Source organism: Allgaiera indica (genome assembly GCF_900106675.1).
GTDB classification, from domain to species: Bacteria; Pseudomonadota; Alphaproteobacteria; order Rhodobacterales; family Rhodobacteraceae; genus Acidimangrovimonas; species Acidimangrovimonas indica.
Genome location: NZ_FNOB01000011.1, coordinates 1 through 12,140, shown reverse-complemented (window position 1 = coordinate 12,140; position 12,140 = coordinate 1). Strand labels below are relative to the sequence as shown.

Annotated in this window: 11 protein-coding genes, 1 tRNA gene and 1 pseudogene; 2 read left to right on the top strand and 11 right to left on the bottom strand. The window is 68.1% G+C overall.

All coding sequences use genetic code 11. The features are described 5' to 3' along the window. Window positions 1-5: 5 nt before the first annotated feature. The gene (locus BLV97_RS11310) at window positions 6-1,292 is read right to left on the bottom strand and encodes an Nramp family divalent metal transporter (protein ID WP_035845623.1); all 1,287 of its coding nucleotides are present in this window, start codon (window positions 1,290-1,292) and stop codon (window positions 6-8) included. 390 nt (window positions 1,293-1,682) lie between these two features. Between BLV97_RS11310 and mntR the strand changes: the two genes are divergently transcribed. Continuing rightward, complete coding sequence (mntR, locus tag BLV97_RS11305) at window positions 1,683-2,126, top strand: manganese-binding transcriptional regulator MntR (RefSeq protein WP_051646250.1); 444 nt, start codon at window positions 1,683-1,685, stop codon at window positions 2,124-2,126. Window positions 2,127-2,168: 42 nt separating this feature from the next. On the opposite strand, the gene BLV97_RS11300 is transcribed toward mntR, so the two are convergent. Continuing rightward, window positions 2,169-2,244, bottom strand: a tRNA-Val gene (locus tag BLV97_RS11300). Window positions 2,245-2,392: 148 nt separating this feature from the next. Here BLV97_RS11300 and BLV97_RS11295 point away from each other — a divergent pair. Next, entirely contained in the window at window positions 2,393-3,583 is a 1,191-nt protein-coding gene (locus tag BLV97_RS11295; RefSeq protein ID WP_035845620.1) for an MFS transporter, read from the top strand. A 122-nt stretch (window positions 3,584-3,705) separates the two neighbouring features. On the opposite strand, the gene BLV97_RS11290 is transcribed toward BLV97_RS11295, so the two are convergent. From BLV97_RS11290 to BLV97_RS11250, 9 genes and pseudogenes are all read right to left on the bottom strand, one after another. Further along, window positions 3,706-4,866 (bottom strand): beta propeller repeat protein, encoded by a 1,161-nt coding sequence (locus tag BLV97_RS11290; RefSeq protein WP_035845618.1) that lies wholly within the window; start codon window positions 4,864-4,866, stop codon window positions 3,706-3,708. Between the two features lie 67 nt (window positions 4,867-4,933). Next, the gene (locus BLV97_RS11285; protein WP_092164070.1) at window positions 4,934-5,863 is read right to left on the bottom strand and encodes an AEC family transporter; all 930 of its coding nucleotides are present in this window, start codon (window positions 5,861-5,863) and stop codon (window positions 4,934-4,936) included. A 4-nt stretch (window positions 5,864-5,867) separates the two neighbouring features. Then, a complete protein-coding gene (locus tag BLV97_RS11280; protein ID WP_035845613.1) occupies window positions 5,868-6,665 on the bottom strand; it encodes an MBL fold metallo-hydrolase in 798 nt (265 codons plus the stop codon). Next, window positions 6,665-7,474 carry a TatD family hydrolase gene (locus tag BLV97_RS11275; protein WP_092164069.1) on the bottom strand — a complete coding sequence of 270 codons (810 nt, stop codon included), beginning with the start codon at window positions 7,472-7,474 and terminating at the stop codon, window positions 6,665-6,667. The genes BLV97_RS11280 and BLV97_RS11275 overlap by 1 nt, the downstream gene beginning before the upstream one ends. A gap of 8 nt (window positions 7,475-7,482) precedes the next feature. Beyond that, window positions 7,483-8,613: a DNA polymerase III subunit delta' gene (locus tag BLV97_RS11270; protein ID WP_035845606.1), complete on the bottom strand. Its 1,131-nt coding sequence runs from the start codon at window positions 8,611-8,613 to the stop codon at window positions 7,483-7,485. Then, window positions 8,610-9,248: a dTMP kinase gene (tmk, locus tag BLV97_RS11265; RefSeq protein WP_035845603.1), complete on the bottom strand. Its 639-nt coding sequence runs from the start codon at window positions 9,246-9,248 to the stop codon at window positions 8,610-8,612. Before tmk ends, BLV97_RS11270 begins: the two co-directional genes overlap by 4 nt. Before the next feature lie 22 nt (window positions 9,249-9,270). Continuing rightward, window positions 9,271-10,440 carry a D-alanyl-D-alanine carboxypeptidase family protein gene (locus BLV97_RS11260; RefSeq protein WP_035845600.1) on the bottom strand — a complete coding sequence of 390 codons (1,170 nt, stop codon included), beginning with the start codon at window positions 10,438-10,440 and terminating at the stop codon, window positions 9,271-9,273. Window positions 10,441-10,460: 20 nt separating this feature from the next. After that, window positions 10,461-11,444 carry an SPOR domain-containing protein gene (locus BLV97_RS11255; RefSeq protein WP_035845598.1) on the bottom strand — a complete coding sequence of 328 codons (984 nt, stop codon included), beginning with the start codon at window positions 11,442-11,444 and terminating at the stop codon, window positions 10,461-10,463. Window positions 11,445-11,718: 274 nt separating this feature from the next. After that, a pseudogene (locus BLV97_RS11250) lies at window positions 11,719-12,036 on the bottom strand (IS3 family transposase); the annotation flags it as partial. Between the last annotated feature and the right edge of the window lie 104 nt (window positions 12,037-12,140).

Below are 12,140 nucleotides of genomic sequence, written 5' to 3'. Positions count from 1 at the left end.
GGGGGTCAGCCCACCAGAAACGGGATCGGCACGCCGAAGGTCTGGGCGAGAAGCACGAAGTTCAGCCCCAGCACCACGGTCGCGCCCAGGATCGCCAGTACCCGCATCGCCGGGCCGATGGTGAAATCCCCCATCACATCGCGGCGCGAGGTGAAGATGACCAGCGCAATCATCGGCACCGGCAGCGCGATCGACAGCACGACCTGGCTCATCACCAGCGCTTCGGTCGCGTTGAAGCCGATCGCGACCACCGCGAAGGCGGGCAACATGGTGATCAGGCGGCGCAACCAGATCGGAACATGGAAATGCAGGAAGCCCTGCATGATCATCTGCCCCGCCATGGTGCCGACAACCGAACTCGACACCCCGGAGGTGATCAGCGAGACCAGGAACACCGCCGCCGCGGCGGATCCCAGAAGCGGAGTCAACGTGTGATAGGCGGTCTCGATCTCGGCGACGTCGCTATGGCCTTGATGGAAGGCAGAGGCGGCCATGATCACCATCGCCATGTTGACCATCCCGGCCACGGCGAGGGCCGCGATCACCTCGATGTTGGAGAACCGCAGCACCTTGCGGCGGTCCGTGTCGTTGCGGATGACAACGCGATTCTGGGTCAGCCCGGAATGCAGATAGACGGCATGGGGCATGACCGTGGCCCCGATGATGCCCACCGCGATGGTCAGCGCGGCCGCGTCGGGAAGATCCGGCGTCACCAGCCCCACGGCGGCCGAGCCCCAGTTGACGGGGGCTATGAAAATCTCGACCAGGTAGCACAACGATATGATCGCGACCATCGTGCCGATGATCAGCTCCATCGGGCGGAAGCCTTTGCGCTCGAAGATCAGGATGCCGTAGGTGACGATCGCGGTGACCGCCATCCCCCAGATCAGCGGTATATTGAACAGAAGCGCCAGGCCGATCGCACCGCCCAGGAATTCTGCCAGATCGGTGGCCATCGCCGCCACTTCGCTGACCGCCCACATCGCCCAGACGACGGGGCGGGGGAAGTTGTCGCGCGACATCTCGGCCAGGTTCTTGCCGGTGACGATCCCCAGCCGCGCCGAAAGCGCCTGGAACAGCATGGCGATCAGGTTGGCCATCAGCACGACCCACAGCAGCGTATAGCCGTAGCCGGCCCCGGCCTGGATGTTGGTCGCGTAATTGCCGGGATCGACATAGGCGATCGAGGCGATCACCGCCGGGCCTACGAACAGGAACTTGGCGCCAAATCCCCTCCTCTCGCCCGAAAGGACGGCACTCATGCCAAGGCGTGTACGTTCGGAGCTGGTCATCAGAGGTTCCGGATTGCGTTTCGCAAAGGAATATAGCCAAGGCTACATTATCCGCAAGGGGGCATATTATTCAGGCCGGGCGGATCGGGGCGACGAACGCCGGGCGGAAGCCGAAGCCGCAGCGCGGGGCAGGACCCCTCTGGCGCGATCGGCAGTCGCGAAATCAGGGTGGAGGTCTTGCAGTTCGGCCTGGCGGATGGTCCTCAGGGCGTCGCAGGGCAGGTTGACGGACCGGCGCTGTCCTCGCGACGCGGCGTGCGGGGCAGGCTGGCGGCAAACTCCGGATCAGGCCCCGAAATTCACCCTCGGCTATATTGATTTCTGCGGCTTCAGGATGCTATCTGTCACCCCCGGCGACTGCCCGCCGGGGCCGGCGCGGGAGAGAGAGGGATGATCGAGGACGACCGCCCAGCATCCGAGGCGTCTCCATCCGAACAGGCCGGGCGTTTTGCGCGCGCGCGCGAGGCGCAGGCCAAGGCGGTGCTGGAGGATTACGTCGAGATGATCGGCGATCTGATCGCCGTGCATGGTGAGGCCCGCGTCGCCGATATCGCCGAACGCATGGGGGTGGCCCATCCGACCGCGACCAAGGCGGTGGCGCGGCTCAAGCGCGAGGGGCTGGCCACCTCGCGGCCTTATCGCGGGGTATTCCTGACCGACGAGGGCGCGGCGCTGGCCGATCGGGTGCGCGCCCGCCACCGCACGGTGGTGGATCTGCTGGTCGCGGTCGGCGTGCCGCCCGAACATGCCGAGGCCGACGCGGAAGGGATCGAGCATCATGTCTCGCGCCGCACGTTGAAGGCGTTCGAGCTTTATCTGGCGGGCAAGCCGTAGGATCGGGCGCAATGGCCACCGTCGTGGGATTCGTGAGGGCGCTGGTGGGTGATGAGAGACTCGAACTCCCGACATCCTCGGTGTAAACGAGGCGCTCTACCAACTGAGCTAATCACCCTTGCCATGTAGCGCGCCGCCTCTTAGCGCGGGCGGCTGCCATGACGCAAGAGGCGATCCTGTCCAGGCGGGTGCGGCGGAGCGGAAATCCCGCCGGCGGCCGATGCGAAAGGGCTTGCCGCGGCACCGGCGAGTTGCATGATGCGCCGATGGGCAGGAGACGGGTCTCGACAGGGGTGGTATTCTTGGTGCTGGGCTATGTGCTCAGCCAGTTCTACCGCGCGTTCCTGGCAGTGCTGGCTCCCTTCCTGATGCGAGATCTGGGGGTGGGGGCGGACAGCCTGGCATGGGCCTCGGGGTTGTGGTTCGTGGCCTTCGCGCTGGCGCAGCTGCCGATCGGCTGGGCGCTGGATCGGATCGGGCCGCGGCTGACGGCGGCGGTGCCGCTGGCGGTGCTGGGCGGCGGCGGGGCGTTTTGCTTTGCGCTGGCCCAGGGACCGATCGGAATCACCGTGGCGATGGTGCTGACGGGGCTGGGCTGCGCGCCGGTGCTGGTGGCGGCCTATTATATCTATGCGCGGGAATATCCGCCGGCGCTGTTCGCCACGCTGGCGGGGATGACGGTGGGGATCGGATCCTTCGGCAACATCGCGGGCACACTGCCGCTGGCCTGGGCCGCGCAGACCTATGGCTGGCGCGCGGCGGTGGCCGGGGTGGGCGTGGTGACGCTGCTGGCCGCGGCGGCGCTGTGGCGGTTCGTGCATGATCCCGCGCCGGTCGCGCGCGACGGGGACGGGCTGACGTTGCGGGGTTTGCTGCGCGAGCGTTCGCTGTGGCTGCTGGCGCCGATGATGGTGGCCGGCTATGCCCCGGCGGCCGATATTCGCGGCCTCTGGGTCGGGCCGTGGCTGGGCGATGTCTACGGGCTGGATGCGGGCGGGATCGGCCGCGTCAGCCTGGTGATGGGGCTGGCAATGATCGCGGGCAATTTCCTTTACGGCCCGCTCGACCGGGTGATCGGGTCGCGCAAATGGGGCGTGTTCGGGGGCAATGTGCTGGCCTGCCTAAGCCTTCTGGCGATGGGGTTGTGGCCGGCGGCGGGGCTTTGGCAGGCGACCTTGGGGCTGGCCGCGCTGGGGGTCTTCGGGGCCTCCTATTCGGCGGTGATGGCGCATGGGCGCGGCTTCCTGCCCCCGCATCTGGTGGGGCGTGGCGTGACATTGCTGACGCTGGTGGGCATCGGCGGCACCGGGCTGATGCAGGTGGTGACCGGGCGCATCCACGCCGCCTGGGGCGGGGCGGGACCGATCGCCCCCTATAGCGCGATCTTCCTGTTCTTCGCGGGCTTCGTGGCGCTGACTCTGGGGCTTTACCTGTTCACCGAGGATCGGCTGGATTGAGCGGTGCAATCCAGCATGGCGGGGTCCGAATTCGGGCGCGGCGCTCGGGTGCGGGCTCGTCGTTGCCGCTGTCTCGGGGTTAGCCGGCTGAAAGGCCGTCGGATGGGGGGCTGCGCCGTCGTTCAAGCCCGGTCCAGCGTCTCGACAGAAAGGATCGTGGGCAGATGGCGGACGATTTCGCCCCAGCTGTCCCCCTCGTCCAAACTGGCGAAGACAGAGCCGCTGTTGGTCCCGAAGTAGACACCGGCCGGATCGCGCCCGTCGCCGGCCATGGCCTGCCGCAGCACGGTGAAGAAACAGCCTTCCTGCGGCAGCCCCCGGCGCATCGGCTGCCAGCTGTCGCCCCTGTCCGAGGACCGCCAGACCGCCGCGGCGGCATCCGGCGGAAAGCGGCCCGCCATGTCGCCGTTCAGCGGAATCGTCCAGATCCGGCGCGGATCGCGCGGGTGGACCCGGATCGGGAAGCCGAAGGTCGAGGGCAGACCCTGGGTGATGTCTTCCCAGCTGCGGCCTCCATCGGCGCTGCGCCAGACGCCGTGGTGATTTTGCTGGTACAGCAGGGCGCCATCGCCCGGCGCGCGCATCATGTTGTGGACGCAGTGGCCGATCTCGCCGTCCTTCGGGCCGGCAGGGTGGCTGTGGTGATCGCAGGCCTCGGCATTCGACAGGCGGTTGCGGCGCTCCCAGCTGGTGCCGCCGTCCTCGGTGGCGAAGACGCCCGCGGCGGATATCCCCACCCACATCTTCCGCGCATCGCCGGGATCGGGGACGATCGTGTGCAGCACCAGCCCCGCCGCGCCCGGCGACCAGTCGGCGGCCGAGGGATGATCGGTCAGCCCCTCGACCCGCTCGAAGCTTTCGCCGCCGTCGCGGCTGCGCAGCAGGTTTGCGGGCTTGGTGCCGACATGCAGCGTGCCATGGGCGAAATTCAGCGACCAGACCTGCGAGAACAGGCCCTTGAACGGAAGCTCGGCCGCCTCCCATCCGATCATGCTGGCGAAGTCGGCGTCATTCGCGGCCCATTCGTCCATCTGCCCGGGGCTGAGGCGGGTAAGATCCCAGGTCTCGCCCCCGTCCGAGGAGCGCCAGACCCCGGCGCCGAACCAATCGCCGCCGCCGCCGGCCCAGATCGTGCCGCTGTCGGGATCGCCGATGACGTGGTTGATGGGCCAGCCGCCGCAGAACGGGCCGCGCACGCGCCAACCGCTGCGGTCGCCGCCGCCGTCGGCCAGGAAGGCGCCCTTGGTCGTGCCGATCAGCAAGGTCAATCCAAGCTTCGTCATCACCGGGCCCTCCCGTTCGCGTCGCAATGATACCATGGCGCGGAGATTCCGCCTAGCGCGCGGCGCCTCACGGCAGAAGCGACAGCCACACCCAGGCGGTGATGATGGCGAAGGTGGTGGCCAGCAGCACGGTGGTCGCGGCCACGCGTTTGCCCACGCCATACATGTTGGCGAAGACATAGGCGTTCACCCCAGGCGGCATCGCCGCGGTCACCACGGCCGAGCGGAACGGCGCGGTGCCCAGGCCGAAGCCGGACCCCAGCGACCAGGTGATCACCGGATGCAGGATCAGCGAACAGGCGCAGACGTAAAGCACGGTGCGCAGGTCGCCCTCTGGCCGATAGCGGTAAAGCACGCCGCCCAGCCCGAACAGCGCCGCAGGCAGCGCCGCGCGCACCATCAGGTCCAGCGCGTCGGTGAAGACGCCGGGCAGCGGCACATGCCCGATATTGACCACGAAGCCCAGCGCGATCCCGATCACCAGCGCATTGCTGAACATCGCTCGGAACACCCGCCGTCCCGTCGCCGCCAACCCGCCGCCGCGGTGGCGCACCACTTCCATCGTGGTGATCCCCAGCGCATAGCAGATCGGCGCATGCAGCGCGATGATGGCGTAGTTCGCCGCCAGCGCGCCCGTGCCATAGGCGCGTTCGGTGATCGGCAGGCCCAAGAGCAGCGAATTGGAAAACAGCCCGCAGAAGCCGATGGCGACGCTGTCCTCCCAGGGGCGCTTGAAGATGAACCGCGCGCCCAGCATCGCCGCCAGAAAGCCGCTGACCGCGCCGGCATAGAAGCTGACCAACAGCGGCAGGTTGAATTCCTGTCCCAGATCGAGGCGCGAGATGGCGCGAAACAGCAGGCAGGGAATGGCGAATTGCTGGGCGAATTTCATCAGCCCATCGACATGCTCTTCCGCGAACCAGCCCTTCCAGGCGACGCCATAGCCGAAGCCGATGACCAGAAAAACCGGCAGGACGACCTCGATAAGCGCCTCCACCGCGTCAGACCTCGTATTCGATGATCATGCCGTCATGCGCGGGGGTGACGTGGTCGGGGGTCTCGGCGCGCACCGTTTCGTAATCCAGGTCGATATGCATGTTGGTCAGCACCGCTCGGCGCGGCGCCACGCGGGCGATCCATTCCAGGGCGCGGTCCAGATGTACATGGGTCGGATGCGGCTGGCGGCGCAGCGCGTCGAGCACCCAGCAATCGAGGCCTTCCAGCGCGCCCCAGGCGTCTTCGTAGATTTCGGCCACGTCGGGCAGATAGGCAAGACCGGCGATCCGGAACCCCAGCGCATCGATCGACCCGTGGCCCACCCGGAACGGATGGAAGGTCAGCGTGCCGCCTTCGCCCGCGATGTCGAAGGGGCCCTTGATCGTGTGCAGGTCCAGGATCGGCGGATAGGGGCTGCCCTGGGGCTGCACGAAGGCATAGCCGAAGCGTGCGATCAGCGCCTCCTGCGTGTCGCCGTCGGCCCAGACGGGCAGGCGGCGGCGCATGTTGAAGACGATCTGGCGCAGGTCGTCGATGCCGTGCACATGGTCGGCATGGGAATGGGTATAGACCACCGCGTCGAGCCGCCCGACGCCCGCGTCCAGAAGCTGGCCGCGCATGTCGGGGGTGGTGTCGATCAGCACCCGCGTGGTGCCCTGGGCGTCCTCGCGCTCGACCAGCAGCGAACAGCGGCGGCGCTGGTTCTTGGGGTTTTGAGGGTCGCATTCGCCCCAATGCCCGCCCAGCCGCGGCACCCCGCCAGAGGAGCCGCAGCCCAGGATGGTGAAGCGCAGCCTGGCCATCACGCGGTCCCTTGCGCGCCGCGCCAGGCGGCGGCCTTGGCAAAGAGCCGGTCGAAATTGGCCGAGGTCCGGGCCGCGAAATCCTCGTAGGAGAGGCCGAAGACCTCGGCGCCCACCCTGGCGGTGTGGGCGGTGAAGGCCGGTTCGTTGCGCTTGCCGCGGTGCGGCGGCGGGGCAAGGTAGGGGCTGTCGGTTTCCACCAGGATCCGGTCGACCGGGGCGGCGGCGAAGATCTCGCGCAGTTCGGTCGAGCGCGGGAAGGCCGCGATCCCCGACATCGACAGGTAAAAGCCCAGATCCAGCGCGGCGCGGCCAAGTGTCGCCGAGGACGAGAAGCAGTGCATCACGCAAGGGTAGGGGCCGGCGCGGTGCTCTTCCGTCAGGATCTGCGCCATGTCGTCGTCGGCGTCGCGGGCGTGGATGATCAGCGGCAGCCCGGTTTCGCGCGCCGCCGCGATGTGGATGCGCAGGCTTTGCTTCTGCACCGCCTTGCTTTCGGCGGTGTAGTGGTAATCCAGCCCGGTCTCGCCGATGCCCACGAATTTCGGATGTGCGGCCAGCGCGACCAGCTGCTCGACCGTGGCAAGCGGTTCCTCGGCGGCGCTCATCGGATGGGTGCCCGCGGCGTAGAACACCGGATCATGCGCCTCGGCGATGGCGCGGACGGCGGGTTCGTTGCGCAGTCGGGTGCAGATGGTGACCATGCGCGTCACCCCGGCCTCGGCCGCGCGGGCGATGACGGCGTCAAGCTGACCCTCGAAATCGGGAAAGTCGAGGTGGCAATGGCTGTCTACGATGTCGGCTGTCATCGGGGCCCTCAGTGTGCGGCGACCCCGGCCGCCGCTTCGTCGATCTTTAGGATCATATCGAGCACCAGCGCGGCAGGGTCAAGGTTGACCGCCCGGCCGTGGCGGGCCTCGGCCCCCAGGCTTTGGTGCAGATCGGCCCAGCGGCGGGCGGCGCCGGCGTCGGGCGCGAGGCGGGCGAAAAGCGCGGCCTCGCCCGCCGCGGCCTCGGGCGGGGTGCGGCGGGTGGCGCCGGCGCGGGCAAGGCGGGCCAGGAAGGTTTCGATCAGGCCGATGGTCAGGTCCAGCCGGTCCTCGGCGCCGCGCCCGGCGCAGGCCTCGGCCAGCCGGATCGCGCGGGCACGGTCGAGGCCGGGAACATCGGAAAACAGCCGCACCAGATCGGCATAGCCTTCCAGCCCGCCCAGGTTGGTCAGCCGCACGGCCTCTCCCACCGCGCCGGCGGACAGTTCGGCCAGCGCCGCCGTGTCGGCCCCAGCCGCACAGCCCGCGGCCGCAAGCGCGGCGGCCATGTCGTCGGGTGAAAGCGTCGTCAGCCGCAATTCGCGGCAGCGCGAGCGGATCGTCGGCAACAGGCGCGAGGGCTGGTGGCTGACCAGCAGAAGGGAGGTGTTGGCAGGCGGCTCCTCCAGCAGTTTCAGAAGCGCGTTGGCGGCCGAGACGTTCATCTCGTCCGCGGCGTCGACGATCACCACGCGCCGCCCGCCATCGGCCGAGGACAGGCCGAAGAAACCCTTCAGCTTGCGCGCCTCGTCCACGGTGATCTGCGCCTTGAGGCGCTTCTTGTCGGCGTCCCAGGCGCGGCGCAGCAGAAACAGCCGCCCCTCGGACAGCGCGGCCATGCGGCGCGCGACAGGGTGGTCGTCGGGGATGTCCAGGCTTTCGGGCGGGGGAGGGGCGCCGAAGAGGCCCGTGTCGCCCGCCGGTTCCTCGGCCAGCAGGAAGCGCGCGATGCGCCAGGCCAGCGTCGCCTTGCCGACGCCGCGCGGGCCGGTGATCAGCCAGCCATGGTGCAGCCGACCGGCGCGATAGGCATCAAGAAACGCCACCTCGGCCGCGGACTGGCCGATCAGCGCCCGGGTCTCGCGCGGGTGGGGGGCGCCTTCGACGCGGTCGGCCTCGGGGGTGGGATCATCGCTCATGCGCCGAGGGCCCCGTCCCTGGTGCGCATCAGCCGGTCGCGGGTGATGCGGGCGGCATCGGCGGCGACCACGTCGGCCGTGCGGGCGCCGTCGACGACGACGCAGCGGGTCGGGAATTCGCGCGCCAGCGCCAGGAAGCCGTCGCGCATCCGTACCTGAAGCCCTTCGCCGAAGCTTTCGAACCGCTCTTCGGTGCCCTGGCGGCCCAGGGCGCGGGCCAGGCCCTCGGCCGGGTCCATGTCGATGATCAGGGTCAGGTCGGGCTCGATCCCGATCATCAGATCGTGCAGCCGGTCGACCACGGCGCGCAGATCGCCCCGGGTGATGCCCTGATAAAGCCGGGTGCTGTCGGCGAAACGGTCGGAGATCACGATCTTGCCCGCCGCCAGCGCCGGACGGATAGTCTTTTCCAGGTGATCGCGGCGGGCGGCGGTGAACAGCAGGATCTCGGTCTCGGCCGACCAGCGGTCGGGGTCGCCTTCCAGTACCAGGCGGCGGATCTCCTCGGCGCCCGGGGATCCGCCGGGCTCGCGCGTCAGCACGACCTCGCGGCCCTCGGCGCGCAGCGCTTCGGCCAGAAGCCGGGCCTGGGTGGATTTGCCCGAGCCGTCTATGCCCTCGAAGCTGATGAACACCCGTGTTCCTTCCCGCGCCGGGTCACATGTTCACGGCCTGGCCGGCGACCTGGCGAAACAGCTGCGCCGCCGCCGTGGTCAGGCGTTTGGTCACGCCGCCCCTGCGCACCGTCGAGGCCGCCACCAGCGGGATCGTGCGGTCCTGCAGCCCGGGCGCCGAGACCACCAGATCCGCCACCTTGGTTCCCGCCTTGATCGGCGCCTTCAGGGGCGCGTCGTAGATCACCTTGGCGCTGACCTGGCTGCCGCCGACCACCGGCACCAGCAGCTTCAGATCCTTCGCCGGTGCCAGCCCCACCTGGGACGCGTCGCCCATCCAGACCGGGGCCTCGGCCAGGACCTGGCCCTTCTTCGCGACTTCCTTGATCGAGAACTGGCCAAAGGCCCAGTTGATCAGCTTTTCGCCCTCGGTGCCGCGGCTTTGTTCGGTCGGCAGGCCGTTGAGCACCACCAGCACCCGGCGCCCGTCGCGCTTGGCGGTGCCGACGAGGCCGTAGCCCGAGGCCACGGTATGGCCGGTCTTCATGCCGTCGGCGCCGATCCCCAGCCCCAGCAACGGGTTGCGGTTGAATCGATTGCCGGGGGCGCGGTCGTCGTAATCGTATTCGGTTTCGCCGAAGAAGTGGTAATATTGCGGGTAGGTCTTGATGATGTGCATGGCCAGCATCGCCAGGTCATGCATGGACATCAGCTGATGCGGGTTCGGCCAGCCCGAGGCATTGGCGAATTCGGAATGCTTCAGCCCCAGTTCCTTGGCCTTGGCGTTCATCATCTTGGCAAAGGCGCTTTCGGTGCCGGCCAGTTTCTCGGCCACGGCGACGCAGGCGTCGTTGCCGGAATTGACGATGATCCCCTGGATCAGTTGCTTGATCGTCGGCCGGTCACCGACCTTGAGGTACATGGTCGATCCGCCCAGATGCGTCAGTCGTACCGCATCGGGCGAGACTGTGGCGGTATCGGTCATCTTCACCCGCCCGTCGGCCAGGGCCTGGAACAGCAGATCCACCGTCATCAGCTTCGACATCGACGCCGGCGGTTCGGGCGTGTCGGCGTTCTTCGACAGCAGGACCGTGCCGGTGGTGACATCGACGACATAGGCCGATCTGGCGATCGTGTCGAACGCGGCGGCCGAATGGGCCGCGCCAAGGGTGACGATCAGCAGGACGGGGGCAAGCAGGCGGCTAAACATCATCGGTGGCGCTTCTTCCTGTGCTAGCGGGTGACGTAATAGGCATCGTTGAAGCCAAGCTTCTTGACGCTGTCCTTCAGCGCTTGGCGTTGGGTCGCGGACGTGGCGGGCCCCGCGACGACGCGCCAGAAGGTCTTGCCGTGGCTCTTCTCTGTCCGGATATGGACCAGAGCCCCGGCTTTCGACACCATGTTCGCGGCGCGGTTGGCGTTGGCCTCGACGCTGAAGATCCCGATCTGCAGATAGTCGCGCGCGCCTGAGGCTGGCGCCGGCTTGGCGGCCGCCTTGGGCCGCGCCTCGGGTTTACGCGCGGATGTCACGGCGCTTGCCGTTGTCGCGGCCGCGGTTTTCGAGGCAGTCATCTTGGGGGCTGCCGCGGCCTTGCGGTTCTGTGCCTTCTCGATCGCGGCACGCGCCTTCGAGGCCACCTCGGCCACCGGTTTCGATCCGGGCTTTGCGGGCGCCGCTTCCGAGGCCAGCGGCTTCGAGGTGATCTGTTCATTGGCGGCCAGGGCCGGCGCCTTGGCGTCGGGCGCGGGCACGGGGGCCTCTTCGCGGCGCAGGGCCGTGACGCTGACGGTCGCGGGCTCGCCCGCGTAAAGGCCAAGCGCGGTTGCGGCATCCGAGGAAAGCTGAAGCTTGGGGCCGGGGTTGTTGTCTTCGCGCCTGAACAGCGCCCCGATCACGAACTTGCCGCTCTTCGGGTTGCGGATGATCACGCGCTCGGGGTTCTGGACCCCGGGATAGGCGGCCCAGACGCCCCCCAGCGAAGGCCGCCCATCCCACAGGCCCTTGGCGGTGACGTGAAAGATTTCGGGCGCCTCGACATCGCGGTCGACCAGCTTGACCGATCTTTCTGGCGTCGCCGCCGTGGCGGTCTTGCCCGCGGCCGCCTTGCCGCCCGTGCCCTTAAGGAAGCCGAACGGTTGCGCCCCGTCCTGGCATCCCGCCAGCGCAGTGGCCGCGACCGTCATCAGCACAAGCGCCGAAATCTTGGATACTGCCATACTTGCCCCCTTTGCGCACCGTTCCGGGTGCGTCCGCTTTCCCCTTTGCGGGGTTCTCAGCCTGTACCTGCCGGCCCCATGGCGGCTGGTGCGCATACTAGCCGGGGGGGGCATCCAAGGAAAGGGCGCTGCATCGGCCTCAGCAGATTTCGGCGCCCTTTTGTACTTGTGTGGACTGGATCTTGAGGCGCCGCGGTCTTTCAGAATCGCGTGAGGGGGGGGGCTAAAGGCGTGTTCGCGCCCCTGAGCTGCTGCCTGTTTCGTGGACACCGGGTTAGGTTTGCATAGCTCGGGCCTCGAATGCCATGGGGCTTGGATAGCCGAGCTTTGAATGACGCCGCCGCGGATTGTAGAAGCGCTCGATGCAATCGAACACGTCGGCGCGGGCGGCATCGCGGGTGCAGTAGACTTTGGAGGCGGTCCGTTCGGTCTTCAGCGAAGAGAAGAAGCTCTCCATCGCTGACCTCGCCATGGTCTCTCGGACCAGTGGCGTTCACATGGCTCGATCCCAGACATTGCCGGCCCGGCTCATCGAGCACGTGATGCCATTGTCGATAAGCAGGTGCTGGTACTGCCCGCTGGTGTATTGGGCGGATTCCACCGGTCGTCGCAACACCTTCTATCATATCCTGTTTGAGCAGCCGGTCGAGAGCCTCTGCCGGTGTTTGCCAGCCCAGCGTTTTTCTGGGGCGCGTG

What these genes read in the sequence shown, in the direction of transcription:
- BLV97_RS11310 (WP_035845623.1), bottom strand. Translation starts at nt 1,292, where the DNA reads ATGACCAGCTCCGAACGTACACGCCTTGGCATGAGTGCCGTCCTTTCG.
- BLV97_RS11280 (WP_035845613.1), bottom strand. Translation starts at nt 6,665, where the DNA reads ATGGCCAGGCTGCGCTTCACCATCCTGGGCTGCGGCTCCTCTGGCGGG.
- BLV97_RS11260 (WP_035845600.1), bottom strand. Translation starts at nt 10,440, where the DNA reads ATGATGTTTAGCCGCCTGCTTGCCCCCGTCCTGCTGATCGTCACCCTT.
- BLV97_RS11275 (WP_092164069.1), bottom strand. Translation starts at nt 7,474, where the DNA reads ATGACAGCCGACATCGTAGACAGCCATTGCCACCTCGACTTTCCCGAT.
- BLV97_RS11290 (WP_035845618.1), bottom strand. Translation starts at nt 4,866, where the DNA reads ATGACGAAGCTTGGATTGACCTTGCTGATCGGCACGACCAAGGGCGCC.
- BLV97_RS11255 (WP_035845598.1), bottom strand. Translation starts at nt 11,444, where the DNA reads ATGGCAGTATCCAAGATTTCGGCGCTTGTGCTGATGACGGTCGCGGCC.
- BLV97_RS11295 (WP_035845620.1), top strand. Translation starts at nt 2,393, where the DNA reads ATGGGCAGGAGACGGGTCTCGACAGGGGTGGTATTCTTGGTGCTGGGC.
- mntR (WP_051646250.1), top strand. Translation starts at nt 1,683, where the DNA reads ATGATCGAGGACGACCGCCCAGCATCCGAGGCGTCTCCATCCGAACAG.
- BLV97_RS11270 (WP_035845606.1), bottom strand. Translation starts at nt 8,613, where the DNA reads ATGAGCGATGATCCCACCCCCGAGGCCGACCGCGTCGAAGGCGCCCCC.